The 26,662-nt window shown below is 52.9% G+C and carries 28 protein-coding genes; 10 read left to right on the forward strand and 18 right to left on the reverse strand.

Annotated features, from left to right (window positions below):
- The first annotated feature begins 41 nt into the window (after positions 1 to 41).
- On the forward strand, positions 42 to 917 hold the full coding sequence (locus AB9F29_RS17280) for a hypothetical protein (protein WP_369756559.1): 876 nt from the start codon (positions 42 to 44) through the stop codon (positions 915 to 917).
- 109 nt (positions 918 to 1,026) lie between these two features.
- On the opposite strand, the gene AB9F29_RS17285 is transcribed toward AB9F29_RS17280, so the two are convergent.
- The 3 genes from AB9F29_RS17285 to AB9F29_RS17295 form a co-directional block, all read right to left on the reverse strand.
- On the reverse strand, positions 1,027 to 2,352 hold the full coding sequence (locus tag AB9F29_RS17285) for an APC family permease (RefSeq protein ID WP_369756560.1): 1,326 nt from the start codon (positions 2,350 to 2,352) through the stop codon (positions 1,027 to 1,029).
- 433 nt (positions 2,353 to 2,785) lie between these two features.
- A complete protein-coding gene (locus AB9F29_RS17290) occupies positions 2,786 to 3,205 on the reverse strand; it encodes a hypothetical protein (protein ID WP_369756561.1) in 420 nt (139 codons plus the stop codon).
- Positions 3,206 to 3,218: 13 nt separating this feature from the next.
- Positions 3,219 to 5,519 carry a copper-translocating P-type ATPase gene (locus AB9F29_RS17295; protein WP_369756616.1) on the reverse strand — a complete coding sequence of 767 codons (2,301 nt, stop codon included), beginning with the start codon at positions 5,517 to 5,519 and terminating at the stop codon, positions 3,219 to 3,221.
- A gap of 280 nt (positions 5,520 to 5,799) precedes the next feature.
- Here AB9F29_RS17295 and AB9F29_RS17300 point away from each other — a divergent pair, with 280 nt between their 5' ends.
- Positions 5,800 to 6,000 (forward strand): heavy-metal-associated domain-containing protein, encoded by a 201-nt coding sequence (locus AB9F29_RS17300; RefSeq protein WP_369756562.1) that lies wholly within the window; start codon positions 5,800 to 5,802, stop codon positions 5,998 to 6,000.
- Between the two features lie 45 nt (positions 6,001 to 6,045).
- Here the strand turns inward: AB9F29_RS17300 and AB9F29_RS17305 are convergent, their stop codons facing one another.
- The 10 genes from AB9F29_RS17305 to AB9F29_RS17350 all read right to left on the reverse strand — a co-directional run bounded on the left by AB9F29_RS17305 (position 6,046) and on the right by AB9F29_RS17350 (position 15,748).
- Positions 6,046 to 6,531: a cytochrome c gene (locus tag AB9F29_RS17305; RefSeq protein ID WP_369756563.1), complete on the reverse strand. Its 486-nt coding sequence runs from the start codon at positions 6,529 to 6,531 to the stop codon at positions 6,046 to 6,048.
- Positions 6,532 to 6,622: 91 nt separating this feature from the next.
- Positions 6,623 to 7,354, reverse strand: coding sequence for a DsbA family protein (locus tag AB9F29_RS17310; RefSeq protein WP_335586239.1), 732 nt, complete (start codon positions 7,352 to 7,354; stop codon positions 6,623 to 6,625).
- A gap of 55 nt (positions 7,355 to 7,409) precedes the next feature.
- On the reverse strand, positions 7,410 to 8,810 hold the full coding sequence (locus AB9F29_RS17315) for a multicopper oxidase family protein (protein WP_369756564.1): 1,401 nt from the start codon (positions 8,808 to 8,810) through the stop codon (positions 7,410 to 7,412).
- 64 nt (positions 8,811 to 8,874) lie between these two features.
- Positions 8,875 to 9,774, reverse strand: coding sequence for a c-type cytochrome (locus AB9F29_RS17320; RefSeq protein ID WP_369756565.1), 900 nt, complete (start codon positions 9,772 to 9,774; stop codon positions 8,875 to 8,877).
- Complete coding sequence (locus AB9F29_RS17325; RefSeq protein ID WP_369756566.1) at positions 9,775 to 10,332, reverse strand: cytochrome c; 558 nt, start codon at positions 10,330 to 10,332, stop codon at positions 9,775 to 9,777.
- A 394-nt stretch (positions 10,333 to 10,726) separates the two neighbouring features.
- A complete protein-coding gene (locus AB9F29_RS17330) occupies positions 10,727 to 11,185 on the reverse strand; it encodes a cytochrome c (protein ID WP_369756567.1) in 459 nt (152 codons plus the stop codon).
- Between the two features lie 1,304 nt (positions 11,186 to 12,489).
- Positions 12,490 to 12,681 carry a cytochrome c-type biogenesis protein CcmH gene (locus tag AB9F29_RS17335; RefSeq protein WP_369756568.1) on the reverse strand — a complete coding sequence of 64 codons (192 nt, stop codon included), beginning with the start codon at positions 12,679 to 12,681 and terminating at the stop codon, positions 12,490 to 12,492.
- A 444-nt stretch (positions 12,682 to 13,125) separates the two neighbouring features.
- Complete coding sequence (locus AB9F29_RS17340; RefSeq protein WP_369756569.1) at positions 13,126 to 13,542, reverse strand: hypothetical protein; 417 nt, start codon at positions 13,540 to 13,542, stop codon at positions 13,126 to 13,128.
- Positions 13,543 to 13,634: 92 nt separating this feature from the next.
- Positions 13,635 to 15,026 (reverse strand): ATP-binding protein, encoded by a 1,392-nt coding sequence (locus AB9F29_RS17345; protein WP_335586245.1) that lies wholly within the window; start codon positions 15,024 to 15,026, stop codon positions 13,635 to 13,637.
- Positions 15,023 to 15,748, reverse strand: coding sequence for a response regulator (locus AB9F29_RS17350; RefSeq protein WP_369756570.1), 726 nt, complete (start codon positions 15,746 to 15,748; stop codon positions 15,023 to 15,025). Before AB9F29_RS17350 ends, AB9F29_RS17345 begins: the two co-directional genes overlap by 4 nt.
- 167 nt (positions 15,749 to 15,915) lie before the next feature.
- Between AB9F29_RS17350 and AB9F29_RS17355 the strand changes: the two genes are divergently transcribed.
- From AB9F29_RS17355 to AB9F29_RS17370, 4 genes are read left to right on the forward strand one after another with little or no spacing between them, the layout of a single operon-like run.
- Positions 15,916 to 16,485 carry a calcium-binding protein gene (locus tag AB9F29_RS17355; protein ID WP_369756571.1) on the forward strand — a complete coding sequence of 190 codons (570 nt, stop codon included), beginning with the start codon at positions 15,916 to 15,918 and terminating at the stop codon, positions 16,483 to 16,485.
- A gap of 37 nt (positions 16,486 to 16,522) precedes the next feature.
- Positions 16,523 to 16,990, forward strand: coding sequence for a rhodanese-like domain-containing protein (locus AB9F29_RS17360; RefSeq protein ID WP_369756572.1), 468 nt, complete (start codon positions 16,523 to 16,525; stop codon positions 16,988 to 16,990).
- Between the two features lie 21 nt (positions 16,991 to 17,011).
- Positions 17,012 to 18,451 (forward strand): multicopper oxidase domain-containing protein, encoded by a 1,440-nt coding sequence (locus AB9F29_RS17365; RefSeq protein WP_369756573.1) that lies wholly within the window; start codon positions 17,012 to 17,014, stop codon positions 18,449 to 18,451.
- Positions 18,452 to 18,500: 49 nt separating this feature from the next.
- Positions 18,501 to 19,190 carry a TVP38/TMEM64 family protein gene (locus AB9F29_RS17370; RefSeq protein WP_369756574.1) on the forward strand — a complete coding sequence of 230 codons (690 nt, stop codon included), beginning with the start codon at positions 18,501 to 18,503 and terminating at the stop codon, positions 19,188 to 19,190.
- 496 nt (positions 19,191 to 19,686) lie between these two features.
- Here the strand turns inward: AB9F29_RS17370 and AB9F29_RS17375 are convergent, their stop codons facing one another.
- Together AB9F29_RS17375 and AB9F29_RS17380 are read right to left on the reverse strand one after the other, a co-directional pair.
- A complete protein-coding gene (locus tag AB9F29_RS17375; RefSeq protein WP_369756575.1) occupies positions 19,687 to 19,944 on the reverse strand; it encodes a HipA domain-containing protein in 258 nt (85 codons plus the stop codon).
- Between the two features lie 425 nt (positions 19,945 to 20,369).
- Entirely contained in the window at positions 20,370 to 20,630 is a 261-nt protein-coding gene (locus tag AB9F29_RS17380; protein ID WP_039002604.1) for a DUF2312 domain-containing protein, read from the reverse strand.
- Between the two features lie 132 nt (positions 20,631 to 20,762).
- Between AB9F29_RS17380 and AB9F29_RS17385 the strand changes: the two genes are divergently transcribed.
- Positions 20,763 to 20,978 carry a hypothetical protein gene (locus AB9F29_RS17385; protein WP_039002502.1) on the forward strand — a complete coding sequence of 72 codons (216 nt, stop codon included), beginning with the start codon at positions 20,763 to 20,765 and terminating at the stop codon, positions 20,976 to 20,978.
- 9 nt (positions 20,979 to 20,987) lie between these two features.
- On the opposite strand, the gene AB9F29_RS17390 is transcribed toward AB9F29_RS17385, so the two are convergent.
- Positions 20,988 to 21,200: a hypothetical protein gene (locus tag AB9F29_RS17390; RefSeq protein ID WP_039002504.1), complete on the reverse strand. Its 213-nt coding sequence runs from the start codon at positions 21,198 to 21,200 to the stop codon at positions 20,988 to 20,990.
- Positions 21,201 to 21,351: 151 nt separating this feature from the next.
- Here AB9F29_RS17390 and AB9F29_RS17395 point away from each other — a divergent pair, with 151 nt between their 5' ends.
- Genes AB9F29_RS17395 through AB9F29_RS17405 form a run of 3 tightly spaced genes read left to right on the forward strand, consistent with a single transcriptional unit; the run spans position 21,352 to position 22,636 of the window.
- Positions 21,352 to 21,771, forward strand: coding sequence for a YeeE/YedE family protein (locus tag AB9F29_RS17395; protein WP_335586251.1), 420 nt, complete (start codon positions 21,352 to 21,354; stop codon positions 21,769 to 21,771).
- Entirely contained in the window at positions 21,771 to 22,190 is a 420-nt protein-coding gene (locus AB9F29_RS17400) for a DUF6691 family protein (protein WP_335586252.1), read from the forward strand. The genes AB9F29_RS17395 and AB9F29_RS17400 overlap by 1 nt, the downstream gene beginning before the upstream one ends.
- Before the next feature lie 20 nt (positions 22,191 to 22,210).
- Positions 22,211 to 22,636: a TIGR01244 family sulfur transferase gene (locus AB9F29_RS17405; RefSeq protein ID WP_369756576.1), complete on the forward strand. Its 426-nt coding sequence runs from the start codon at positions 22,211 to 22,213 to the stop codon at positions 22,634 to 22,636.
- A gap of 7 nt (positions 22,637 to 22,643) precedes the next feature.
- On the opposite strand, the gene AB9F29_RS17410 is transcribed toward AB9F29_RS17405, so the two are convergent.
- Both AB9F29_RS17410 and AB9F29_RS17415 read right to left on the reverse strand, forming a co-directional pair.
- Positions 22,644 to 23,834, reverse strand: coding sequence for a FliM/FliN family flagellar motor C-terminal domain-containing protein (locus AB9F29_RS17410; protein WP_369756577.1), 1,191 nt, complete (start codon positions 23,832 to 23,834; stop codon positions 22,644 to 22,646).
- A gap of 93 nt (positions 23,835 to 23,927) precedes the next feature.
- Positions 23,928 to 26,660, reverse strand: coding sequence for an ATP-binding protein (locus AB9F29_RS17415; protein ID WP_369756578.1), 2,733 nt, complete (start codon positions 26,658 to 26,660; stop codon positions 23,928 to 23,930).
- Between the last annotated feature and the right edge of the window lie 2 nt (positions 26,661 to 26,662).

Here is a 26,662-nt window from a genome sequence, read left to right on the forward strand (position 1 = left end):
TGCCGCGCAACGCGGCCCCAAGACGCATAGGGGCGAAACGCATGCAGATTGCTTTCCATTTGGGAGCACACTCAACCGATAATGACAAACTTCTTAAAGGCTTACTTAAGAACAAAGGGCATTTATCTGGACGTGGAGTTGTGGTTCCTGGACCGGGACGCTATCGCAACCTTATTCGCAAAACCATCGCGGCCCTTGGGGGGGCACGTGCCAGTGTCGAAACCCAAGAAGCCCTTTTGGATACCATTCTCGAAGTAGATCATGCTGACCGTCTGGTTTTGTCCAACGAAAACTTCATTTGCGTCGCGCCGCGCGTGTTTGATGGCCCGAATTTCTATCCGCAAATAACAGACAAAATTACAAGCTATAGCAACTTGTTTCACGGCTATGATCTGGAATTCCATTTAGGAATTTGCAATCCGGCCGTACTTATTCCCGAACTCTGTTTGCGCACCCCGAAAATGGACTACCTCGATTACCTTGCGGGGAGCGACCCAAAGGCCCTGCGATGGTCGACCGTCATTCAAGCGATTACCGACACCTACCCCCACGCGCCGGTGACGGTTTGGTGCAACGAAGACACCCCCCTAATTTGGTCCCACATTCTCTCGGCGCTGTCAGGGATTGAGGACGGCTATTCCTTTGACGGCGAATACGACCTTGTTGAAGAAATCATGTCGCCCGAAGGGATGAAGCGGTTCTTGGGGTATCTCGAGGCGCATCCCCCCCAAAACGATGTGCAAAAGGGTCGCATTATCGCCGCCTTCCTAGATAAATTCGCGAAACCCGATGAAATAGAAACCGAAATCGACCTGCCTGGGTGGGATGACGCTTATGTCGAAGAACTCACAGCAATTTATGAAAATGATGTGCAAACGATCAAACGAATGCCGAGTGTGCGATTCATCGGATTGTAGTTGCCCGTCTGTCTTAAGATTTGAGCAGTTCCCGCGCGGAAATGGAGTTAAGGCTCCTAATCAGCAAGGGCGAACCACGGCGTGCCAACCGGTTTATCTAGGGTGCACGCTAGTGTCCGCCTTCGGCTTGTGGAGCGGTCCAACGTGACAGATAGATGCGCTCAAAGACAAAGACTGTAGTGATCCCGATTGCGGCAAAAAGCACGATCAATGGATCCGACGCCAACTTCATCATTGTGAACGCGACAAGAACAATGGCGTCAAACGAAAGTGCACATAACAAGATTACCGCGCTCGCACCAATTTCTTTTCGCACGCTTCGGAACACACCCCAATGCACCAACATGTCCATGACGAGGTAGAAAAATGCTCCAAGTGAAGCAATCCGGCCCAGATCAAAAAACACCGCCAGCGTAGAAGCGAGGACCACAGTGTAGACCAACGTATGGCTTTGGATAGAGCCGGACATTCCGAAGTGGCTATGTGGTATCATCTTCATGTCCGTCAGCATTGCCAACATCCGCGAAACCGCAAAAACGCTCGCCATTACGCCAGATGCTGTGGCCACCGCCGCCAAAACAACCGTAAAATAGAACCCCAATTGCCCCAATGCAGGTGAGGCGGCTTCGGCGAGAGAATAGTCTTTTGCTGCGACGATCTGTTCAATGGTAAGGTTTGACCCAACGGCAAAGGCAACCAAAAGGTAGATCACAACACAGATCGCAATCGAGATCATGATAGTGCGCCCCACATTGCGATGGGGGTTGGTGATTTCTGAACCGCTATTGGTGATCGTGGTAAACCCCTTAAACGCGAGGATCGACAGCGCTACGGAAGCGACAAATCCGGTGGCACTAAACCCTCCTGCATTGCTGCTCGTTTCTGGAAAACTGAAGCCACCAGACCACAAGGCAACTATTCCAAACAGCGCAATCCCGCCGATTTTAATGACGGCCATAACTATCGAAAGGAGGCCGACTGTCCGGTTGCCCGAAATGTTAACAAGAAATGCGAACAGGATCACCCCGACCGCCAATAACGGCACCAGCGGGCCGCCTGCGATGTCGAAGGGCCGCAAGACATATGTGGCGAATGTCCGTGCCACAAGGCTTTCGGAGATCACCATCGATAGGGCCATCAAAAGCGCGGCAGCGGCGGCAATGGCACCGGGGCCATAGGCCTTTTGCAAGATCATTGCTATCCCTCCAGAGGACGGCCAAGCGTTAGACATCTTGATGTAACTGTAAGCGCTGAAGGACGTAACGATTGCACCGAGCACGAAAGACAGGGCAAAATACGGTCCCGCCAGCTGGGCGATTTGGCCAGTCAGCGCAAAAATGCCTGCCCCGATCATAACGCCCGTCCCCATGCCAACCGCCCCACCCAAGCTGATGGAGCCCTTTTTGAAATCGTCATCGCCGTGTGAATGTGTCATACATTTGCCTCTATTTTGGTTTGCTTGCTTGGTCCCGCCAAATCAATTTTACAACGACAATCACGTTGATTATTACACGTGGCGACAGAACCGGTGGCCGCATCGAAGACCGCCCTGATCGCACTTAGACTTTTGGGTAAGGCTGGAGTTTCCAATACCCGCCAGAAGCTGCGGCAATTTGTTTTACTTGCGCAGATATTTGAGCAGAGCGGCTATCGCCAAGACGGCAAGAACCAGTACTAAGATCATCCACAGGCCGCCAAAGCCCATTCCAAAACCATTCATTCACTTTCTCCTTTCTAAGTTTTTGTCGTTAGCGACACGCTAAGAAGCCCCATCTCTGATGCATCTATCGCCTTAATCATGCGTCCCATCGTCCTCCATGTGCGCCACCACAGGACAAAACCAGCCTCAAGAGGGGGTTGGGGATCGTTCAAAGCGTATGACCAATCCCTTGCTCCCTGCCATAGAGCCACCAGCCATAAAGCAGGCCACCAGCGATGGCTGGTATGACGCCCGACAAGATGAAGAGTGTCCCGTTTTCCGGCCCACCGAAATACTCGAATTTCGCATCGACGCGGCTACAAAGCCATGCGCAATAACTGCCAACAGTGGTTACTATGGCCGCCCCCGTCAGTATTGCAGCCCTGCCCGATGTGCGGCCCTCGACCAACAACAAAGTTGCCGCGCCAATGACCGCCCCCATCGCGATCCCGCAAGAGGCGACCCAGACGGCCTTAGCGGCCAGACTCCCCCCCGGGAACAGATAAACCCCCCAGAAAAAGAAATAGAAGATTTCGGCTACGCCGATTAGGGCAAAGGCCGTAGCAAAGATGTAGATCATGCGGTTCATCGGTTGGTTTCCATCAGAATTTTAACCGGCGCAGTCGAAGCGCATTCGCGACTACGGAGATAGACGAGGCTGACATTGCAAAGGCGGCAAACATCGGACTGATCAAAATTCCTAGGAAGGGGAACAAGATACCCGCCGCTACCGGCACACCCGCCGCGTTGTAGATCAATGCAAAGAACAGGTTTTGGCGAATGTTGCGCATCGTTGCATGCGACAGGCGACGCGCGCGCACGATACCGTCAAGGTTACCTTTGACCAGCGTGAAGCCCGCACTTTCGATTGCCACATCGGCCCCCGTCCCCATCGCAATACCAACGTCGGCCTGCGCCAATGCGGGCGCATCATTCACGCCATCACCCGCCATCGCAACCTTGCGGCCTTCGGCTTGTAGCTCGCGAATTATCCGCGCCTTATCCTCGGGCAAGACATCCGCGCGAATTTCGTCGATGCCCAAACGGGCAGCGACAGCTTTTGCCGTACGTTCGTTGTCTCCAGTGGCCATGATGATCCGAAAACCCAATTCATGAAGGGCTTTCAACGCAGCAGGTGTCGATTCCTTGACCGGATCTGCCACACTGACCAACCCTGCAATTTCATTGCCCAAAACGACGAACATTACGGTTTCACCCTCGTCGCGACGTGCGTCCGCCTTGGCAATCAAGGCGTCGGCTTTCAGCCCCATGTCGGTGATCAGGGCAAGGTTTCCAAGCGCCACCGCCTTGCCGTCAACCACGCCTTTGACGCCTTTGCCCGTGATTGCTTCGAAGTCCTCAGCTTTAACCATTGCAACGCCGCGTTCTTCCGCGCCACGCACAATTGCCTCGGCCAAAGGGTGTTCCGAGCCACGTTCCAGCGACGCCGCGAGTCGCAATACCTCGGCCTCGTCATGCCCCGGTTCTGGCAGGACTGCGACAAGACGTGGTTTGCCCTCTGTTAGGGTGCCGGTTTTGTCCACAATGAGCGTGTCGACCTTTTCGAACCGCTCCAGCGCCTCGGCGTTTTTAATCAGTACGCCCGCCTGTGCGCCGCGCCCCGTGGCGGTCATGATGGACATGGGCGTCGCGAGGCCAAGGGCACAGGGACAGGCGATGATCAACACGGCCACAGCCGAGATCAACCCGTAGGAAAGGGCTGGGTCTGGGCCCCAAAGTGCCCAGCCGAAAAAGGCGAGGACCGCAACGAGGATCACCGCTGGGACGAAGTATCCGGCAACCGTATCCGCATATTTCTGAATTGGTGCGCGCGAGCGTTGGGCGCTTGCCACCATCTCGACGATCTGACTTAGCATGGTATCCGCACCCACACGCGTCGCCGCGATCACCAGCGATCCAGTGCCGTTGATTGTGGCACCTGTGACCGTGTCGCCCGCGACTTTCTCAACCGGAACCGGCTCCCCAGAAATCATACTTTCATCAATTGACGAATGCCCTTCGATGACAGTGCCATCCACTGGTACCTTGTCGCCGGGAACGACCCGCAGGTGGTCACCGACAAGCACGTCCTCCAAAGCCACTTCTTCCTCACTGCCATCCGCACGGATCACGCGGGCAGTTTTGGCAGCCATATCAAGCAGCGCTCGTATCGCCTTTCCCGTGCCTTCACGGGCGCGCAGTTCCATCACTTGACCCAGTAACACGAGCGTTACAATGACGGCCGCTGCCTCGAAATACACACCGACATGACCATCCGCACTGCGAAACCCGTCGGGGAAAATGCTCGGTGCCAAAACGGCAACTACACTGAAACCATAGGCCGCCGAAATGCCCATTGCGATAAGACTGAACATGTTCAGTTTCATTGTCCGAAATGAGGTCCATCCACGGGTGAAGAACGGCCAGCCAGACCAGAGGATCACTGGTGTAGCCAGAACGAATTCGATCCACAAAGTGGCGCGTTCGCCGAATATCTCCCGAATCCAACCAGCACCAACAAACGGCGACATGGTCAGGATCAGCAACGGTATTGTCAGCACCGCACCAACCCATAACCTGCGTGTGAAGTCGATCAACTCAGGGTTCGGACCGTCGTCGGCCATAGCTGCGGATTCAAGCTCAAGACCCATACCGCAAATCGGACAAGAACCAGATTTAATCTGACGCACCCCAGCATGCATCGGACAGGTATAGACTGCCCCCTCAAACCCCGCAGGCACCGTGTCATAGTCGCCCTGCTTTCCCTTTGCGCCTCCTACGATACTGTGGTCCGTACGACTATGATGATCATGTTCACCGACTTCGCCGCTGCCTGCGGGCACCAAATTCATATCGCATTCAGGGCAATTTCCAGGCTCTGTTCGCCTAACTTCTGGATGCATCGGACAGGTATAGACTGTTCCGCCAGAATCCGAAGCGGCCTTATCCTTGCTTCCCTTCTCAGCGGGTAGTGTTTTTTTGGTATGGATGCCTTGTTTCATATGAAATGCCTTTTTGAATTTTTATTAGTGGTCTAAAGCCTCCTTGGGCTCTAAATAGATCAACACAAATTGGGAGCCCGGGTGAAAGTAGAGACTGTATTCTAGTTATGCTAATTTCAGGGCTTGAGCTTCCCCCTTGGGAACCCCTACTCACGTTCAAACACAATAAAGGGACTCCAAAATGAGAAAATTTAAAGTACCCGACATGAGCTGCGGTCACTGCACCGCCACGATTGAAAAAGCCGTAGTCGCCGCAGATTCCACAGCGGCCCTGACCTTTGACCTTAAAGAGCACGTTGTTTCTGTGGATAGCTGTCTAGACAATGAAGCATTTAAAGAAATTCTCAAGACAGCAGGTTATAGTAGTCACTCGGCAACTTAGAATTAATCCTCACCTGCGCTATTTTGCAAAGGTGAGGATAACGCATTAGGAGTCGCTTTCCGACCGCTCTGCCTGCGAATGCCGAGCGCGTTCAGACCACGTTGATTTTATGAAAGCGAGGATATCCCAAATATCTTCGTCACTGAGTTGGCTCTCGAAACTCGGCATACCACTTGTGAAATCTGTCGCGCCCATTGCCTCCAATGCTGCCTTCCCTCCTAGTTTTGTATAGTCGAACAGCATCGCGTCACTGTGATGCCATGTGTGACCTTCTTCGTTATGCGGTGGGGCAGGAAACGTGCCGTCTTCGCGCGAGCTTCGCCAGTCGGGTTCACCCTCAAGATCTTTACCATGACAAGACGCGCAGTTTTCAACGTACAAAGCGGAGCCAGCGCTTAAATCTGAACTTGAAGGTTGCTTCAATAAGTTCGTTTCTCCACCACCGGATTTCAAAGAAACTGCCGCAAATGCGATCACAGAAATGCCTCCCAATCCGGCAACGAGGATGGCAATTTTGTTGCCCTTTTTCATAAATCCATTCCTTTTCCCGTTCACCGAAATCCTCACACTTTTTAATTGTTCGCGCAAACTCGCTACGAGTTTACAACGCAGAGGAGCCCAATTATTCCTGCCCCTCTCGCACGGCGTCAACATATTCTGAAAGCTGCGCCTGTTCGACAAACCCGGGGACGAGTTGGTTGCCGATCACAAAGGAAGGGGTTCCGTTGAACCCTAGGGTTTGACTAAGGCTCATGGAACTGGCGATATGTTCAGCCACTTCTGGGGAGTCCATATCCTGCCGAAGCACGTCCACATCAAGACCGATATCCTTAGCGATTGCGAGAACGCTCTTCTCATCGGCGCGCCCCTTCATACCCATGAGCGCCCAATGAAACTCTTCATATTTTCCTTGATTGCGCGCGGCAAGCGCCGCTTTGGACGCAAATACCGAACCCTCGCCAAGAATGGGCCACTCCCGATACACCAAGCGCACATTTGGATCTTTTTTGAGCATGGCTTGAACTTCACCCATCGCACTTCGACAATAGGGGCAATTGTAGTCAAAGAACTCAACAACGGTCACATCGCCGTCCGGATTACCTAAAACCGGTGCATTTGGGTCTTGTTCCAATAGAGCTCGCTGACTTGTGAGCACATCAGCCACGGCCAATGACTCGCCTTCCAAGCGCTGTTTTTCGAGGATCGCAACCGCTTCCATGACTATTTGCGGGTTTTCAAGAATGGCCTCTAGGGCAAGTTCCTTTATCCGCTCGTCGCTCACCCCATCTGCATACGCTGCAAAAGGGACCGCAAGACACAGCGCCACCGACGTGGTTAAATTCCTGATGCTCATACTAAGTCTCCTGTTGGGGGAAATTTGATTTTGAGAACGCGAAAATGGTTTTGCATCACGCCACCTCAATCCACGTCATCATGCCAGACGCGGCATGCGACAGCATATGACAGTGGAAAAGCCACTTCCCCGGGTTGTCCGCAACAAAGGCGATCTCTCGTGATTCATCCCCAAAGATCAAAAGCGTATCCCTGAGAGGGCCTATTGTACCGTCTTCGGCAATCTCGCGAAAATGCATGCCATGAAGATGCATTGCATGGGGGAACACGGTGTTGTTGGCGATGCGCATTCTTGCCGTTTCGCCCCGCGCAAGGCTTGCAAGAGGCGTCTGCGTCATGCCCACCACACCGTTAAAAGACCAGAACTGATTGGCCGCCACAAGCTCGCGGAAATCCATGCGCTCGCCGTCCAAAACGGCCGTCTCCAGACGCCCCATCGCGCCACCTTCCATATCAAGAGTGATGCGACGCGCGGTTTCCAGATTTGGCACGTCCATATTCGGGTTGGGGGGCAAGGGCACAGGTGCCCCTCGTTGTTCTTTGGAAGAGTCGAGGGCGTCAACCACGCTAAACGCCGCTTGAGAATAGCCTTGATCCTCTTCAATGCGCACCAGATGCGCGGTTTCACCCATAGGGGCGGTCACATCGACAAATAGATCAACGCGTTGACCAGGGGCCATTAAAATCATCTCCGGAATCGGCTCCGGGGTTTCGAGGGGCATACCGTCCAGCGCCATCACCCAGCCATCAAGGCCAGACAGGCCTAGCTGAAAAACCCGTGCATTTGCGGCGTTGATGAGACGCAAGCGCAGCCGTGTATTTGCGGGCACCTCCCACGTTGTGTCAAAGCTTCCGTTCGTCGCAATAAAATTACCGCGGCGTCCTGCGTGGCTACTATTATGGGGGGCGTCAAAATCGGGGTCCAGTTGGCCAGTTTCCGGATCAAGCAGCCAATCATCAAGGATCAGCACCTCATCGCGATCCACGTCGGCAGGGGTTGGTTCTTCGACGATCAACGCGCCATAAAGGCCGCGCGCAACCTGCTCGGTTGACCGATTGTGCGCGTGATACCAATAGGTGCCCGCATCTGGCGCAACAAACTCGTAGTCGAACGTTTCGCCCTTTGGCACCGCTTCTTGGGTGAGGCCCGCAACGCCATCCATAGCATTTTCTATGCGCAGGCCGTGCCAATGCATCGAACTTGCTTGCGGCAGTTCATTCACAAATCGCCGCGCGACGGGCCCGCCTTGTGGCACACGTATTTCAGGGCCAGGCAGCTTGCCGTCATACCCCCAAATATCGGTCTTGGGGTATTCGGGCGGCGCTAGTTGAACGCTGGCAGGGCGTGCGACAATCCTTTGCATATCTGCGGTTTGCGCGCGGCCAATTGTCGGCACCATTGCCGCAACGCCAAACGCGGAACCCATTTGCAAAACATCACGTCGTGTTTGTGTCATTTCTGTTCCTTCATAGGAGAGGGGTTCGTCCCCTCCCAACTTCCAATACGTGATGCGCAATCAATTACCCGCCGCTATGATCATCCAACAAGTAGATGGCCATTGCGCGATGATCCTCAGGGCTCAAGAAGCTCGTGCCATACAAAACAACTTCCCCCATGGAATCACCAAAGGCGTCCCCGTCGGGCTTCACACCTGTGCTCAATGCATAGGAAAGGTTATCCACCGTCCAGCCCCGCATTTGCAGGGTTTCGTAGTCAATTGCCGGGGCTTTTCCGCCACCTGGCAAAGTGGCGTTGCCCTTGAAGTGCTCGGTGTCGGTTTTTCGCGCTCCGGCAAAGTTTCGCGCGGTATGACAGGCGGCACAATGCGTGGCACCCCCGACAAGAAGCCGCCCCCGATTCCACAGTGCATCATTGTCTGGATTTGGCTTGGTGCGAGGTGGTTTGAGGAATGCCGCGCGCCATAGTTTAAGGCCCCAACGTTGGTCAAACGGAAACGCCATTTCGTGGGGCTTTGAAGGTTCCGCAACGGGGGCCACTGTTTGGTAAGCTGCCCAAAGGTCAGCGATATCCTGATCGGTGAAATTCGCATAGAATGGATAGGTGAAGGCTGGATAATAAGCCTCCCCCTCAGGAGAAATTCCTTGGCGAACGGCCACCGCAAATTCTTGAATGGTCCAATCGCCAATCCCGTGAACAGGATCACCGGTTAGGTTAGGGGAATACAACGTGCCAAAGGGAGTCTTCAACTCGACTCCCCCCGCCAAAGGCGCTCCACCCGCTTCGAAATCGGTGTGGCAGGCAATACAGCCACTTGCACGCGCAAGATAGGCACCTCGGCCGACATCACCCTCAAGAGAAATTTGCGCAGGACTGTTACCAATCGGCCAGACAACGAGCGCCCCAATGACCACGACTCCAAGAGCCGCAGACCCTAGAGCCAACTTGAATACCCATCTCATTTACTTACTTTCGGCACGATATTTCGTATGGCACGCAGTGCATACTTGAGACACAATCGTGAAGGCTTGATCGGTGGGCATCGCCGCGATCTGTGCAACGGTCATATTGGTTGCAGGCGCAGCCCCCATCATTCCCCCGCCGCCCATCATATCGCTGGCGGATTTACTTGTATTGCCACCCATCATAAGTCCATTGTCCGCAGCCTTGGCCAATCCTTCAGCTGCCACGCCAAGCCGCTCGGCAAGTTCGGAGAATTCGTCCCAATCTGACCATACGGTTGCCTTGGCCTCCGACGGTGCTGCCCCCGAACCCTCCGGAAACAACGAAGTCATTGCTTCGCCAGAATGCTCCAAGAAAAGCGCCGCCGCTTGCTTTACTGTCTCTGTGTTGTAGTCAGTTGTACCCTGCATCATAGGGGCGACGGATTTGACAGCCTTGCCCATCGCATCCATGGCATCCATACGCTCTTTTACGATCCCCATCGCGCCGCCATGCGCAAAGGCGGCAACGGCAGTAAATCCTACGACTATGGATGCTAATATAGGTGTTGTTTTCATCTGTTTTCTCCGTGAAGGTTTTTTGGAACAAGTTTATTTCAAGACCAGTATCGCGGAGGGGGACTTTCATGCAAAAGCAACCAGCTTTCGCCATAGGAGTGAACAAAAAAAGAGTTGGTTTGCATCTGTCGTAGAGTAATCAAAATTTCAGTATTTAGGAAAAATACGGCTGGAACAAAGCAGTCTATTCCGGGATGGCAATGGCCTGATTGTGCTTCCAACTCCTTGTGTGCATGCGATGGATCAGGGGACTCGTGTGAAATTGAAACAGAAGCCACATCCCTTGGATCCTCATGAGCACTCAAGTCTCGGGGGAAAACCGTAAACACAAGGATGGCGACAAGCGTCACCACTTTGACGATCCCAAACAAAACCAGAGAGCCCTTTGACACCATCAATTAATCCCGTTCTCACGCTGCAGTTCACGAACATAAGTTGCAACATAGAGGATTTCCGCGCGTGTTAAACCTTTCACTGGGGGCATGTTGCCAAAATCCCAATGATGTGATCCCACGCCATTTTGGGCCGCATTCAAAAATGCCTCGTCGGAATGATGTCCCGGTTCATAAATTATATGGACCAACGGCGGCGCAACGCCATTTTGCCCTGCAGCGTTCACACCATGGCATTCTGAGCATTTGGCGTCGAAAACCTGTTTACCGATTGACGCATTTTCCGACAGTTCGGTTGGCAATTGCACTTCGACAATCGGCGATCCTTCAGCGATTGCACTGGTGTTCGGAGGTGCCATTGAATGGCCTTGTGGGGCGGTGGCAGGCTGCATAGCCTTCCAGCCAACAAGGGCTCCGCCCAACAAGAGGACCCCACCGATCAGATATCCCGATTTAATCATAATCGTACCTTTTTGAATTTTCTAAAGACTACACTCAAATCGATTTCACCCGAGTGCCTTGAATCTGATAATTTTGCCAAATCATAGGGAGTGTCCGAAAAACAGAAGGCATAGCTAGAAAAGTGATCCCACAGGCAAACACTCTGTGCTTTTGAGTTCTGTTCACTTTTGTTTCCCCATTTCATCCTCAAATGTTTGCGCAATGGCTGGTACGTTGACCTAGTTTATGCAGTTTTCACGGGATGCTTCAACGTTTTGGAAGCACCAAATTTGTATCCAAATGTATCCTTGACTTTGAAGGAGGATAGACGCGTTTATTGGAAGCCTCACATAAACTAAAGGTTTCTAAAGCCGAAAATCAGCGTACTAAAAAATCAACCTTTAGAATTCGTCCACTTAGCAATGATTGCCTGTTGCGCGTCATGCTAATCCCAATTGGAGGATAGTTCTTAACAGGTAAAAACTGACGAGTATTGGCTCAAATCTAACCGCTTTTTCTCCGATTATACTGTGTGTTGGCGCGCATATATTGATGCATGAAGTCATCAATAAAAAAGTGCCACGGCTCCAAGAAAACAAAACGAAGGCGTAATGATGTGGGCCCTCACCGGCAGCCAATATTCCGGTACACCTGAAGCCCTAAAGAACATATTCACTTGCGAAAACGGACGCCAAGGATTTGCACTCACAGACCTCACGCTTCCAGAAATAAAGCAACCGCTAACAAAACACGCACCATACCAAATTCGCTAAACGCGCATCGCTCAATGGCTTGCCCATGCTCATCTAGAACGGTGTAGGTTTTCGCAAAGCGCACCCCCCTTCAAGATCATCAGATTCGTCACCCAAACACGTGGCTGCCGGATTGCTTGGATCCAAGGTAACGGCCCTATCAATCTCAATGACCGCCTGAGGAGACACGATGCCCTGCTCCGCGACATGGCCTCCTCATAGCGCTCCATCCGGTAGTAGGTTTGCGCCATTAGCATCCAGCCCTGCGACGCACCGCCTTCAGGGGCCGCGAGCAAACCGGCAAAAAGCTTATCCGTTAGCTCAACAACACGCTCTTCTTCTTGGCCTTCTGTCTGACGGTTGGCGAAAACGAGGTTGGAAAACTCTGGCGACCCTTTGAGGCCCTAGTAGGAAAATGCAACAATACCACCAAAGCCCAAATCATGTGTGCGGTCCTGCTTTTTGTTCATTGATGAAGGTATCAATTTCTTGTTCTTCTGCGTCGCTCAGTCCCTTTAGTGTGGCCTGACGAGACGTTCGTCGGAAGGTGAGCACCCTAATTGCCACCGCCATCAAAAGCAAAAATGGTCGGGTGAGCCGTAATCGCCATACCGCACCTGAATGAAGGCGATGGCTAGGGCGTTGCTATCGCCGGCAACCAGCCTTTCCCGCACGAGCAAGTTCAAATCACGCGCCAATCCGGGCACATCGATGCCTTCAATTGGCGGCAAATCGAAATCCAGCACAGGTTGAGAAATGAGCACGGAAGGTACCTCATTTGGATCACGGTCTGGGTTCAGAACCCACCAACGACAAGCGCAATAAAAATTACCGTGAAGGCAATCAATCGTTTCACAGTTACTCTGCGAGGACTGTTGCGATTGGAAGGGCTTTACGCTACCAGGGACTATATTGAGGTACAAAGGTCGCCCGCAAGTTTCGAGCGGATTGCGCTTTCTGTCTTGGTACTTTGCCCCGCAGGATATCCAATAGGTGATTGGTTTGCCACTACGTTCCACCACAAGAGCACCGCGATCCGCGGCGTAATTGGGCCACGGACCCCTTCCATACCCTCAAATGTCACGCCAAATCCCGCAATAGCAATAATCGTTTCAGGGGTGACAAAGACGATTTCTTATATTTTCCACGCGCCATACCCAATGAAGCCAAACATCGCAATCGCGCGCCCCGTATGGGCGAAGGTCATTTCATGCGCGGCGCATGGCAAATTGCGCGCGCAGACCCCACAAAAGATACGTCAAGGGGGCGGATGCGTGTGGCCCCATCTTGAAGCAACGGGTTGAGGTCATTACCATCCAGAGGCGGTGGAATGGGTTTGAAGTCAGTAACATAAACGAGAAGAATCCCGTACCGATCCACGCCTGCACCACCAGTGTCCGCGCTTTTAGCCGCTCTGGGACGTTGCAGCCAAAGAGCGAAACGCCGGCGCCAAAAACGGGGGGGATCAGGACCCATAGCAATAGTGACCCTGCGTGACGCCCCCGTGCCCCCGCAATTTTAAAAAGCAGCGGCTTGAGCGGGTGAGAATTCTCGGCCACGTTTAAAACCGTGAAATCACTGATTACAAAACTGCGCATCAAGGCGTCAACGTCTAGAGAAATCATAATATATTACAGTCACTTGGGTGACTCTATGTGCCTTTCCTCTTAAAGGGAAAGGGAGGTAAAAATCGTTAAATTTATCGGTCTATCTTGCCTTATGCTGCGGTGCTATTGGCGAGCGGGATGGTGATTGTGGCGCGCAACCCGCTCTCTTCGCGGTTTAACAGAGATATATCGCCACCGTGTGCGCCAATGATTGTGCGCGCAATCGACAGTCCGAGGCCATGCCCGCCGGTTTCTAACGACCGTGACTGCTCAAGCCGGAAAAAAGGATCGAACACACGCTCAAGTTCCGTGGCAGGGATTCCAGGGCCGTCATCCTCCACGATTATGACAAATTCGTCTTTTGAAACCGTGTGATACACCCGTGTATTTCCCCCATAGCGCACGGCGTTTTCAATGACGTTTCTAAGAGCGCGGCGCATTGCATTGGGGCGCAGGCGCACGTCGATTGTTGGGCCGTCTGCAAGCTCGAATGGCGTGTGCATGTCTGTTTGAAGGGATTGAAGGAAGGCTTTCAGATCAACGACTTCTGGCCCCTCCCCCCCCGTCAACCCGCGTGCAAAGGTTAGGGTTGCCTCGACCATCGACTGCATTTCTTCGACCGAGGCAACCAAACTGTCACGCGTTTCCTCATCATCCACCATTTCGGCGCGGACACGCAGGGCCGTAAGCGGTGAGCGGAGATCGTGCCCAAGGGCTGCCAACAACCGCGTGCGGTCGGCTACAAACCGCGTGAGGCGATCCTGCATCCGATTAAAAGTAGAGGTAAGGTCGCGCACCTCGGCGGGTCCAACCATAGGTAAATCAGAGACATCCTCACCGCGACCCAGACGATCCGCCGCCTGTACCAAACCCCGCAACGGGCCTGTAAGACGGGTCATCAAAAACCAAAAAACGACCCCCAAAATTGCGGCGGCAGAGAGGGCGAAAGTGAGCATGGAATAGATCGGCCATTGAATGGGTGGCCGTTCAAAACGCGTGCTCACATTAAGCCAATCCCCGCCCGTAATGCCAATGGACAGGTTCATTTCAACCGCCGACAACTCGCCGCGCATCATGGCAACATGCATTTGGGCCATTTCCTGCGAAAGGTGTGGGAGAGGCAAAATCTGCCCCTCTATTTCGTGCAGTTCGACGCGAATATCGCGACTAAAACTGTCGTCTAACAACGCCCGAATGCGTCCCTCAACCATGCCACTGTCAGAATGGTCCGCGTGTTGAACAATGGGCCGAGACGCCAATTCAAACCGCACCAAGGGGGAGTTGGACGCGCGCAAAATCGAGACGTGAAGCTCTGGAGGAGCCTCTTCAATTAGGCGCGCAACATTCGCCGCACGACCGGCAGCCTCAAACCCCAATGCAGCGCGAACCGCGAGGCTGCGTTCGTCAGCAAACAACCAAAGGCTAATAAATTGGGCTACCAACAAGGCTGCCATGACCAGAAGAACGAGCTGCACACGCAACGTACGTAAAAGCCCCATCATCCGCCAAAAACCTCAACATCAACCGACAGGCAGTATCCACCATTGCGAATGGTCCTGATGATTTTAGGGCGCAGGACGTCTATTTCAATTTTGCGCCGCAATCGACTGATTTGGTTGTCAATTGTACGATCAAGGGGCCCTCCAGACCGGCCTGCCGCCAAGTCCAAAAGCTGATCCCTGCTCAGAACGACACGGGGGCGTTCGAGCAGCACGACCAGCAATTTGAAATCCGCGCTTGTTAGGGCAATTTCTTCCTGACCTTCGCTCAACAAAACCTGCCGGTCGGCATCCAGAACTAAGTGTGCAAAACGTATTTTCTTACTCGCAAAATCACCAATCACCCTCTCGGGTTGTGCCGCACGACGCAGCACTGCTTTAATACGTGCCAGAAGTTCGCGCGGGTTAAACGGCTTAGAAATATAGTCGTCAGCGCCGATTTCGAGGCCGACAATACGGTCCGTATCGTCGCCCAATGCCGTCAACAAAATGATGGGTATTTTTTGTTCTCCAGAAAGGCGCTGACAGACCGATAGACCGCTTTCTCCAGGCATCATGACATCCAAGACGATTAGGTCAAAATGCCCCATCGCCAGCTTGGAATCCATGTCCTTTGCATCCTTGGCTGGAGTGGCCCGCAGACCATTTTTTATCAAAAAACGGGTCATGCTTTCACGGATTTGCAGGTGGTCGTCTACGACGAGAATATGTGGCGGGTTCATCATGTTCTCTTTCTAAATCAAATATATCCGGTGGGTCAGGCTCATTTTTGTCGCCAATTGTATCAGCCATCCTCCATTGCGACAGATGGATACAAATCCAAGCGTGCGCTGGCTTTGGTTTCTGTCATTTCTTGTCAGTGTAAAGCGGAAATAATTTTGGAGAGACAACAATGTCAAATACCCTCAAAACAGCAATATCTTTTGTCCTATTCACCGCAGTCAGCACCACCGCCTTTGCGGATGCAGGACATCATGACGGCGAAAAACCCAAAGGCGCACCACAAGCGTTCAATGGTATGATGGGCGGGAATGGAAACATGGGAATGATGGGGGGTGGCCATCATGAAGACATGGCGGGAAGCATGGGCATGATGATGCAAATGCACTCACGTATGATGAACCAGAATTTGATGGCGTTGATGCAGGGCGTGATGATGGAGGGCATTGAGGCAGACGCCGATGGCGACGGAACTGTTTCAGACGAAGAAGCGCATGGAATGTTGCAATCGATGCACGCAAATTCGGATGCGAATGACGACGGGACTCTTTCAATCGACGAATTTGAGGCGCTTCACAGCAAAATGGTTCGCGCGCAAATGGTTGATAGGTTTCAAGACCTCGATGCAGATGGGGATGGCATGGTAACAATGGGCGAAATGACCGCGCCTGCCGACCGAATGGACATGCCGATGCGAGGAAACGGTGGTATGGGAGAAGAGTCTGGTCCGTCCGACAACTAGGCGACCACGCTCAGCACAATCGAAAGGAAACCCCTTTATGCAACTGAACCGTAGGACAATTCTCGGCCTCATCGCAGCTCTCCCCGCAACGACTTTCGCCCCGATTACTTTCGCCCAAAACCGTGAGGTTTGGTCGGTGACTGAGGCCTATGAGGCCCTGCAACTGAATGAAATTCTTCTGTTGGATATCCGCTCGCCTCAGGAATGGGCCGAGACAGGCGTGGCACAGGGTGCGTGGCCTGTGAGCCTGCATGAGGAAGGGTTTTCGGAGCGACTTATGGCGGCGCGAACGCTTGCCCAAGACCGGCCCGTTGCGCTGATCTGTGCGACGGGGGGACGCTCAGGGGCCGTTTATAAGAACCTGAAAGCGGCTGGATACGAAAATTTCATTGATGTCTCCGAAGGGATGCTTGGGTCAAGTGTCGGCGCCGGATGGATCAATACGGGTCTGCCAATTTTGACGATTGAAGAGGCGCAGGCCGTCCTTCCCGACGATCTGCTCTAAAACACTAAACGGAGATACAAATTGAAACGTCGAACCCTTCTAGGCGGTATCGCAGCAAGCACCGCAGTTGTGGGCTTTCCGAACTTATCCATTAGTCAGGAAGCTCCCAAGCGTCTGGTCATGGCTCCACTTGTGGATGCAACGACGACAAGACGGGTTCGGTTGGAGGCGCAAAAGGGGCGGACTTTGTTTAAAGGTTCGTCCCGCGCTGACACATGGGGATTTAACCAACCCTTCCTTGGGCCGACCCTGCGCATGGCGACAGGGCAAACAACGGTCGCTGAAGTTAAGAACAGCTTGGATGAGGCGATTTCTGTGCATTGGCATGGGCTTCTCGTGCCCGGTAGCGTCGATGGGGGGCCTCATCAACCCATCGCACCGCAGGCAACGTGGACACCAGAAATCACCTTGACCCAACCCACCGCCACGGCTTGGTATCACTCTCACATTCATGGTGCGACGGCCAAACAGGTTCAGATGGGATTGGCAGGCGTGTTGCAGATCTCAGACGGCCAAGATGACGCGCGGGAACTCCCGTCAACTTACGGGGTGGATGACCTGACTCTCGTAATTCAGGATCGCCGGTTTACGCGCAATGGGCAAATGGATTTGTCCATCGGGATGGCCGAACAGATGACCGGTTTTCTTGGGGATACGATGTTGATCAACGGACAAATCGGCGCGACTGCGGTTGTGCCGCGCGGAGTGGTGCGCCTGCGACTTTTGAACGGATCGAACGCGCGGATTTATACGCTGGCCTTATCCGACAATCGGCCGATGCATCTCGTTGCGACAGATAGTGGGCTCCTAGATCAACCCATCGCCCTCACGAGCCTCAGGATTGCACCGGGGGAACGGTATGAAGTGTTGGTAGATTTTTCCGACGAACGCGCGGTGACCCTCGTTTCAGCGCAAAATCCGAACGCTGGCATGATGGGCGGCGGCAATCAACGAGCCGGCGGCTTCCCTGTACTTCCTTTCAGCGTCGAGGCGTCCCTCCCCGCGCGGATAACGCGCCTCCCCACGGCCCTTGGTGGTAGCCGCCCAACCGCCGATGCCTCCAACGCAAAATGGCGTCGTTTTTCCCTCGATATGTCGATGGGCATGGGCATGATGTTTCGCCCATCGGACCAACGTTTTTCCATCAACGGAGCCCCCTTTGATATGAAACACATTGATTTCAACGTCGACCTTGGCGCAATGGAGCGTTGGACAATTTCAGCCGACATGATGATGCACCCGTTTCACGTTCACGGAGCAATGTTTCAAGTCCTGTCGGAAAACGGCCAGCCGCCTCAAGCACAAAACACTGGATGGAAAGACACCGTTTTGGTACACGGGTCTGCAGATCTCTTAATCAAATTTGATCACCCGGCCTCCAAACAAGCCCCTTTTATGTATCATTGCCACATCCTCGAACATGAAGACGGCGGAATGATGGGCCAATTCACAGTTGGATAAAGGACGTGGTTTATCGCCGTCGCTCCTAGCCCCTTTTTAGAAACGTTGCATGCTCAGCTTCAAGACCCTCAAAACAAAACACCTCGCCGTCGCGATATTCACCGTTTTGGTGCTCGTCGCGGTCTTGCTGTGGTTTTTTGGGATGCCTGCCATGTTTGACGCCGAGAAAACGACCGCATGGATCGAAAATCTGGGGGTGCTGGGCCCGCTCGCCATCATTGCGCTGATGACCCTCGCGGTTGTCGCCAGCCCAATTCCTAGCGCGCCAATCGCCGTTGCCGCGGGGGCCGCTTACGGCAAGATGGCGGGTATGATCTATGTAGCAATTGGGGCGGAAACGGGGGCCGTTCTCGCGTTTCTTATTGCACGCTATCTTGGCCAGGAAGCCGTCGAGCGGTTCCTTGGTGAGAAGGCCGGTAGGGGTCTTTTGGGTTCCCAAAACGCGCTGACATTTGCGGTATTCTTCAGCCGATTACTGCCGTTCGTCTCTTTTGATATAATGAGCTACGCCGCAGGCCTCAGCCGCTTGCATCTCTGGCGATTTTTGCTCGCAACCTTCGCCGGTATCCTGCCTGCAAGCTTCGCCTTAGTCTTTATCGGAGCAAAGGCCATGGAGGGCAATTCAAAGTGGATCATGGGCGTGATTCTTGGACTGGGCCTGCTAACAAGCGTGCCGCTTTTACTTATGTTTTTCCGACGCAGAACGGCCCTTGAAGACAGTGATGACTCCGATGAATAGTTCACAATATTTATTGCAAAAGCACATTCATTGTCGCTTGTTTTCTTAATTTTTTATCGTCAACGCGCTTTTTAACCGCTTGCCGTGGGAGAGTTGCAAGAGCCCCGACGTCGTCGTAAGCGTCCGGTGTTCCCACCGAATTGTGCAATAAGCGCGGCCAAACGCGCCCGACAAAATCGCATTAATCAATTTAGCCTTGCGGCCAGTCGCGGCCTCTGGATAGTGGCAAGCGAAAGATCGATCTATTTGGGAACTCAAGGTGTCGATAAGCATTCATATCAGACTTTTCATTGCCGAATGCATAGTCGCCATTTTGAACATCCCGTTCATTAAATCGATTGGGCGAGTTTGCCTGAGCACCACTCCGGATGATGCAGATTTTGATGGCTGCCTCAGTTTAGTTTCCTACCATGCTCAAAGACGCGCAGCCTATGAGATATCATGGTTTTCAATCGTCGGTCCAACCGCTGCGAGTCACTTGTAATTCACTGCAAATTCAACGCCAGTAGCCGGCAATATACCGCGCCATATCCCCAATCATCTCGCGCGCCTCGCCCGTCGTCAGATCAAAATACGGGGCCGTATCCAGAACCGAGCGAATAGAATATTCTGCCCTATGAATCTCCGAAATCGGTGCCTGTAATTGACCACCCGGCCGATGCTCCGGATTGATGTCGAATGCAGGCGACAGCCGCCAGCCGTTCCCACCTCGCAAAAACCCATAATTCCACAAGTGATCATCTGTTTTGCGCACGAGGCCGCGAAGGCCCGCGGACTTTTAAGCAAGAGGTATAGTCGCTATCGTTTCTTGCTTTCCCAATTTTTCATTTTGTTCAAAAAGTTGTTCATACTCAGAGTGATGCTCTAAAACCTAAGTGCTCTTCAATTGAATTTTGTCCGTTAAAACTTCAGCTTTTGAGGCTTTCAGGGACTTAGCTTCAGCAACTCTTTTTGGGGCTCGTTTATTCTACTTCTTAAGCCAATATAGCACGAAACTTCGGGTATCGAGATATTGATTTTTGCGCAGTGTTCCTTCAGATACGCTAGCCCAGCGACATATTTGGGGGCAACGTCGCGTCGGGCCAGCTTCCGCATTTTTTTGCGGTAAGCTTGACTGCAGTACCTCCACGGTAGTTGAGGTACTTAAAAAGCTACCGATGGCGGTACATGCAAACGCTTTTAAGTCATCCCCAAAGCTTCTTTGTACATCTCCATCACAGCTTCTTCTTCCGCCAAATCATTCGCATCACGCTTACGCAGGGCAATGATTTTACGAAGGACTTTAGTATCGTATCCACGGCCCTTTGCTTCGGACATGACTTCTTTTTGCTGCTCCGCGAGGTCTTTTTTCTCGGCGTCCAAACGCTCTATGCGCTCAATAAATTGACGCAGCTCGTCGGCGGTCACGCGATAAGTTGCATCGCTGGAAAAATCGTTCATCAGAAAACCCTCGTCGGTTTGTTTTGTTTTTTGCTGCGCCATAGCTACTCAACACAATCCAGAGCCGCAAGGGGCTTGCTCTGAAAGCTGACATCCTTTAGGCGGCAAAACACTTGTTCTTGGAGAAAATGAATGGACATCCTGATTATCGCTGGCGCGGTGCTATCCTTGATCGGCCTGATTGGCTTGATCTATTGTATTGTTTCCGCGCTGCGCGCGCGCAAACAGGGCCTAAGCGATGAAGAGATGCGCGTGCGTTTGCGTGGTCTTGTCGCTTGGAATATGGGGGCCCTGTTTACGTCAATCCTCGGCCTTATGATGGTCGTAGCCGGAATTTTTTTAAGCTAAGTCAGCGCCTTAGACGGGAAGATTGTTGAAATAGTCTTCCGCGCTCTCGTCTTCTAGGGCGCGTTCAAAGGCTTCCAAATCCTCGGGAACTGGCAAACCAAGCGCGCGCATCTCAGACAGTTTTTCCCGCAAAGATTCCTGCAATATATGCACATCCTCTGGCGCTTTTTCAATTTCGTCCAACAAAAGCAGAATTGCCGTTTTTAAGGTCTCAAAAGCCATACTTCCTCCATATTTAACGCGATTCGCCAAAATAGCCCCACGTCAATGCTGTCAGTATACAGTGCTTTTTCGCTTCGGCCTTGAGATATATCAAAGTTTGCCTATATATCTTTTCATCCCAGCGGGGAATCACAGGAAAAGGTGTCGAAGAATGGAACAAAGTTGGATTATGGGCCTCATAGGCGGGCTCATCATAGGGTGTGCTGGAGCAGTATATTTGTTGATGAACGGTCGCATTATGGGCGCAAGCGGTGTCATCGGTGGTCTCATTGATGGGTCGGGTCGCAACATGGAACGCGGCTCGTTTTTGGCAGGACTTTTCATCGTACCCGCGATTTTGGCCGCCACGGTTTACCCCTCCCAAACCAACGTTACCTCCAACCTGTTTATCGTAGCCGCCGCGGGCCTTTTGGTTGGAATTGGCACACGCATCGCTAACGGATGCACGTCGGGCCACGGCGTTTGCGGTATCTCGCGTCTTTCGTTGCGCGGCATCGTTGCAACCGTTTTTTATATCCTAGCGGGCGGCCTGACAGTCGTTCTGTTCCGTCACATCTTGGGAGTGATCTAATGCGCAACTTTTATGCTCTTCTCGCCGGAAGCCTGTTTGGCACAGGGTTGCTGATTTCTGGGATGACGGACACCCAGCGCGTTATTGGCTGGCTCGACGTTTTTGGATCATGGGATCCGACGCTCGCCTTCGTCATGGGCGGCGCTATCCTCCCAATGGCGGTAGCATGGGCTTATTCCAAAGGGCGCACGCCAAAATTAGGTGGCACATTCCCTGCACCACCAGAACCACGCCTTGGTCGCGGCCTTGTGGTTGGATCGGTTTTGTTTGGGGCCGGTTGGGGGTTGGCTGGCCTTTGCCCTGGTCCCGCAATTGCATCTTTGAGCTTTGGCGGTGTGGGAGGCCTCACATTTGTTGCCTTCATGACGCTTGGAATGATTTTCGCGCCAAGGCTAAAATCTCGGCTAGAATCCGCCTAAATCACGTGGTAAGAGACGGCATGGATATTAAAACGATTACAGATACCTATGCCGTTTCTGCCCAGATTGAGCCAAACGATGTTCAGGCCTTGGTGGATGCTGGTTTTACCACGGTCATTTGCAACCGACCGGATTCTGAAGTTCCACCAGCCCTACAGGCGGCGGAAATCAAGGCCGCAGTGGAAGCTGCGGGGCTGAAATTTGTGATCAACCCCGTCGTCCATGGGCAATTGACCCAAGATATTCTCGATATTCAGGCCCGTGAGATCGAAACCGCGACTGGCAAGTGTTTTGCATATTGCGCTTCGGGAAATCGCTCAACTGTCGTTTGGGCCTTGGGAAGTGCCGGAAAAATATCCACAAGCCAAATCATTGCGGCAGGCGAGGCGGCAGGCTATCAGCTTGAAGCCATGCGCAACCAACTCGACATTCTCGCCGAAAAATAGGACTTTCCTAGTCGATTTGAATTGGGCTCACGTCCATCTCGAAATCAAGGTCTGGCAAATCGCCCATCGGTGGTAAATTGTCCATCGGTGGCAAGTCACCCATGGATGGAAAATCGTCCATTGCCGGAAAATCGCCCAATCCGTCGTCAGGCTCGTCCACTTCATCCGGTGGACTCATATCGGAAAAATCTTTCGGAACTCCGGTGTCCATTGGCAAAACGGCATCCGTCGCGGTGACAGGTATTGGCCCATCGACGGGTCCCATGGCCTCAAGCGGACTTCCATTCATTTGTGCCATCGAGGACTTTGACTGCGCCGTCTTAGCACCCTCACCACCCGAAATTTTTACCGCGCGAAAACCGTTGGACTGGCCCAACGATCCCTGAGCGACGACGCTTCCATCGCTCCCTTTTACTTTAAGGGTGTTCACGGACATACGCGGCAGTATAATTTCATACCCAACGACAAGATTGGGGACTTCGTCCAACGGCATGGTGAACGTATGCAGGGTCACGTCAATCTCCACCTCGGCTCCCATCACCCCTGCTTCGAGTTTTGTCGTCCATTTTTTGGAGGGACCGACATCCTCGGATGCTTTCGTATCCACCCGCAAGCTCGGATAGGCGAGGATCAAGGAAGCGGGCTTGGCCACCTTGCCCAACCCCACTGCAATCTCAAAACACGCATAATCGTCTTCTGGCAAAACGAGGGGCAGATGGCGCTGATCTTCGATAACACGGGAATAGGAAAACCCAAGAAACCGCGGAAGTTCCTCCTTGCCCGCAAGCTGATGCACGAATTCGGCAAGAACGGCATCTAGAAATGGCTCTACCAAGGACGCATCCGTACGGGTGGGGCGCCGCGCAATCGGCGGATTCGGTGAGACATCCCCTATTGTTTGAATCTCAATCAGACTCGCCAATAGGGCCGCATCCGGAATCGCAATGCCGAGACGATCGTCCGTAGATTGTATGAGCATGTACAGGCGGTTGTCCTCAAGTTTACTGAGCAACATTTCGCGAGTGTGACTTTTCAGGGAAACATCCGACACGATCAACGGTAGGTCCAGTGCATGATCCGCCGCCTTTGGAAGAGCATTGCGCATCGCTTTGCAGGGCGTCATCAACGACAGGTCGGGGCTCTCCCCGACCCGCTCCATCAAGCGTTTTAGTACTGATTGAACCGCGTCGGCAGTCATATTCCTTGAATTCCCAATGGCATACCCTCTGTTTTTGGGCAAACATGGTTGAGAATTCGTTACTAGTGGCCACGACTTCGCAAAAATTAACCCTTAGAGCGCGATTTCCTCGCTTGGAAGGTCCAACATCGCATGGGTTACTTTGCGGTCAGGCAATTTACTCGGGAATGAAACGCGGAACGCCGCGCCACTCTGCCCTGGTAAATAGCTCACTTCGCCGCCAAGATTGATCATAATCTCACGGCAAATCGCAAGGCCAAGCCCGGCCCCTCCTGCTGCGGCCTGATCCCCGAGGCGAGAAAATTTCTCAAAAATCAAACCTTGGTTTTTGTTCGAAATTCCTGATCCATTGTCGCCGAAAATAATCTCAATCCACCCATCCGGTGTTGGTGTTCGCACGTGAATACGCAGCACAGGTGTTTCGGCGTCACAGTATTTTTGTGCGTTTGAAATCAGATTGATAAAGACCTGAGTTAATCGATCACTATCAGTATGAAGCGGAACCATTTCGCGCCCCGCATCCCGTATCACGGTGATCGGATGGGCATCATGCGAAATACTCGCCGAAACTGCGTGATCAAGCAACACGCCCAACGTGGCATCCTGTGCATTCAAGCTCACTTGCCCGTTTTCCAGCACCGAAATATCGAGTAAATCGTCCAAAAGCCGCGTCAAGCGTTGGGTCTCGTCATGGATAATGCTCGAATATTTTTTACGCTCGGAATCCGTCATTTTTCCCTCCTCGCGCAGAATCTCTGAGAAGGCGCGAATACTGGTCATCGGAGTGCGCAACTCATGGCTGATCTGACTTAAAAAGGCGTCTTTTTGGATCGACAATTCGGTCAGTTTTTCATTCACTTCGCGCAATTGAAGTGCCGTGCGCCCAAGCTCTGCGGTTTTGTTCTCAAGCTGGCTTGAGTACTCTAACATCTGGGCCGTTTCGTCGGCCACCGCCATCAAATCCTCAACCGAAACTGCGGCCCCGCCGACGATCTGCCCAACCATTGCATGCGCGGTTGCAGCGCCAACCGATCCAGCCAATTCGCGCTCAATTCGACTGAGGAAATCTGGCGAAGTATCGGGCAGATACCCCTGTTTTCCCTGTGATTTTGCGGCCTGAAGAAACACTTTCTGCGCCTGATCCGCCCCCAGAATACGTTGGGACATCACCAGAAGATCTTCTGCTTCGCCGCCATGCCCCCTCCACTCTTGCGCGGTCGTCGAATGCTCAAATGCGTTGACGATTTGAGCTCCTTGCAGGCGTTCCAATGGAGAGGGGAAACTCAGTAAAGATACCGTACAAAACGCCAAAGTATTCAGGAATGTGGACCAGACTATCGCGTGAACAACGGGATCCAAGCCTTTGATACCGAACAAAGATTGCGGCGCAAGCCAACTCATCCCAAAAGGGCCAAACTCCATCACAGAGGCACTCATAAGACCATTGGCACCAAGGCTGGGTAAAAACAACGCATAGGCCCAGATCGCAAACCCCGTCAACAGACCCGCGATGGCCCCGATCCATGTTGCTCCGCGCCAAAACATACCACCGACGAGGGCGGGCAAAAACTGCGCAACCCCCGCGAAACTGATCAACCCAATGGCCGCGAGTGCCGCGCCGCCACCAGAGAAACGATAATATATATAGCCAAGCCCTAAAATACCCGCGATCGATGTGCGACGCGCAAGAAGAATAACACGCCGCACGTCGCCCGAAACCGTCGCACCACTTTGGTTTTTTGAGAGCCAAAGCGGCATTACAATGTGGTTTGACACCATCGTCGACAGGGCAATGGCCGCAACAACAACCATCGATGTGGCGGAGGAAAAACCGCCAAGGAAGGACAACATCGCAAGGCCATTTTGGTTCATCGATAGCGGCAGGCTGAGAACGAATAGATCGGGGTTATTATTGGGCAAAAGTTCCAGGCCAACCACAGCGATTGGCAGCACGAAGAGGCACATCAAAAACAAATACAGCGGGAAAGCCCAACTCGCTGTGGCCACGTGGCGTTCGTCGGAATTTTCCACCACCATGACTTGAAACATGCGCGGCAAACAGATGAACGCGGCCGCCGAAAGGAACGTCAAACTGATCCAGCGGCTGGTGTTGGGGGGGATGTCCGAGAGCGGCGACGCGTCGATCCGCGCCAGCGTATCCCCCATACCATCCGCCACGCCCCAGACCACAAATATACCGACGGACAAGAGCGCGACAAGTTTTACAACCGCTTCAACTGCGATGGCCGTCACCACGCCGTGATGGCGCTCGTTGGCGTCCAGATTGCGGGTTCCAAATAACACCGTAAAGACCGCAAGCCCGATCGCCACCCAAAGTGCGGTGGCGTTCAAATCCATGCTGGCACCTTGGCCGCTATGTGTCGCAAAAACCGAAAATGAGAGCGTAACCGATTGAAGCTGCAAGGCAATATATGGCGTAGACCCAACGACCGCCATCAAAGTGACGATAACACCAAGCGACGTCGACTTCCCAAAACGCGAGGAAATAAGATCGGCAATGGAGGTGATCCGCTGCATTTTCCCAACTCGCACCAGTTTTCGGACAAACCACCACCACCCGATCATCACAATCGTGGGGCCGATGTAAATTGTCGCGAACTCAAGCCCTGAGCGCGCCGCATATCCAACGGCACCATAGAAGGTCCAAGCGGTGCAATAAATCGATAGGGATAGCGTATAGACCAGCGGGGATTGCAGCCAGCCAAGCTTCCCTGCCGCTGCGCGTTTTTCGGCGAAAAAGGCGATGAGAAACAGGGCGACAACATAGGTAAGGCAGACGGCAATTAGCGCATTAAACGGGACCATCT

This window comes from Falsihalocynthiibacter sp. S25ZX9, from assembly GCF_041205405.1.
Lineage (GTDB): Bacteria > Pseudomonadota > Alphaproteobacteria > Rhodobacterales > Rhodobacteraceae > Falsihalocynthiibacter > Falsihalocynthiibacter arcticus.

Bases quoted from the DNA above. Each gene is read 5' to 3' on its own strand.
- AB9F29_RS17325 (WP_369756566.1), bottom strand. From the start codon at position 10,332: ATGAAAACAACACCTATATTAGCATCCATAGTCGTAGGATTTACTGCC.
- AB9F29_RS17360 (WP_369756572.1), top strand. From the start codon at position 16,523: ATGCAACTGAACCGTAGGACAATTCTCGGCCTCATCGCAGCTCTCCCC.
- AB9F29_RS17405 (WP_369756576.1), top strand. From the start codon at position 22,211: ATGGATATTAAAACGATTACAGATACCTATGCCGTTTCTGCCCAGATT.
- AB9F29_RS17330 (WP_369756567.1), bottom strand. From the start codon at position 11,185: ATGATTAAATCGGGATATCTGATCGGTGGGGTCCTCTTGTTGGGCGGA.
- AB9F29_RS17315 (WP_369756564.1), bottom strand. From the start codon at position 8,810: ATGACACAAACACGACGTGATGTTTTGCAAATGGGTTCCGCGTTTGGC.
- AB9F29_RS17285 (WP_369756560.1), bottom strand. From the start codon at position 2,352: ATGACACATTCACACGGCGATGACGATTTCAAAAAGGGCTCCATCAGC.
- AB9F29_RS17415 (WP_369756578.1), bottom strand. From the start codon at position 26,660: ATGGTCCCGTTTAATGCGCTAATTGCCGTCTGCCTTACCTATGTTGTC.
- AB9F29_RS17380 (WP_039002604.1), bottom strand. From the start codon at position 20,630: ATGAACGATTTTTCCAGCGATGCAACTTATCGCGTGACCGCCGACGAG.
- AB9F29_RS17400 (WP_335586252.1), top strand. From the start codon at position 21,771: ATGCGCAACTTTTATGCTCTTCTCGCCGGAAGCCTGTTTGGCACAGGG.
- AB9F29_RS17280 (WP_369756559.1), top strand. From the start codon at position 42: ATGCAGATTGCTTTCCATTTGGGAGCACACTCAACCGATAATGACAAA.
- AB9F29_RS17310 (WP_335586239.1), bottom strand. From the start codon at position 7,354: ATGAGCATCAGGAATTTAACCACGTCGGTGGCGCTGTGTCTTGCGGTC.
- AB9F29_RS17350 (WP_369756570.1), bottom strand. From the start codon at position 15,748: ATGATGAACCCGCCACATATTCTCGTCGTAGACGACCACCTGCAAATC.
- AB9F29_RS17410 (WP_369756577.1), bottom strand. From the start codon at position 23,834: ATGACTGCCGACGCGGTTCAATCAGTACTAAAACGCTTGATGGAGCGG.
- AB9F29_RS17385 (WP_039002502.1), top strand. From the start codon at position 20,763: ATGGACATCCTGATTATCGCTGGCGCGGTGCTATCCTTGATCGGCCTG.
- AB9F29_RS17290 (WP_369756561.1), bottom strand. From the start codon at position 3,205: ATGAACCGCATGATCTACATCTTTGCTACGGCCTTTGCCCTAATCGGC.
- AB9F29_RS17370 (WP_369756574.1), top strand. From the start codon at position 18,501: ATGCTCAGCTTCAAGACCCTCAAAACAAAACACCTCGCCGTCGCGATA.
- AB9F29_RS17390 (WP_039002504.1), bottom strand. From the start codon at position 21,200: ATGGCTTTTGAGACCTTAAAAACGGCAATTCTGCTTTTGTTGGACGAA.
- AB9F29_RS17345 (WP_335586245.1), bottom strand. From the start codon at position 15,026: ATGATGGGGCTTTTACGTACGTTGCGTGTGCAGCTCGTTCTTCTGGTC.
- AB9F29_RS17300 (WP_369756562.1), top strand. From the start codon at position 5,800: ATGAGAAAATTTAAAGTACCCGACATGAGCTGCGGTCACTGCACCGCC.
- AB9F29_RS17355 (WP_369756571.1), top strand. From the start codon at position 15,916: ATGTCAAATACCCTCAAAACAGCAATATCTTTTGTCCTATTCACCGCA.
- AB9F29_RS17305 (WP_369756563.1), bottom strand. From the start codon at position 6,531: ATGAAAAAGGGCAACAAAATTGCCATCCTCGTTGCCGGATTGGGAGGC.
- AB9F29_RS17320 (WP_369756565.1), bottom strand. From the start codon at position 9,774: ATGAGATGGGTATTCAAGTTGGCTCTAGGGTCTGCGGCTCTTGGAGTC.
- AB9F29_RS17395 (WP_335586251.1), top strand. From the start codon at position 21,352: ATGGAACAAAGTTGGATTATGGGCCTCATAGGCGGGCTCATCATAGGG.
- AB9F29_RS17340 (WP_369756569.1), bottom strand. From the start codon at position 13,542: ATGATTTCTCTAGACGTTGACGCCTTGATGCGCAGTTTTGTAATCAGT.
- AB9F29_RS17295 (WP_369756616.1), bottom strand. From the start codon at position 5,519: ATGCATCCAGAAGTTAGGCGAACAGAGCCTGGAAATTGCCCTGAATGC.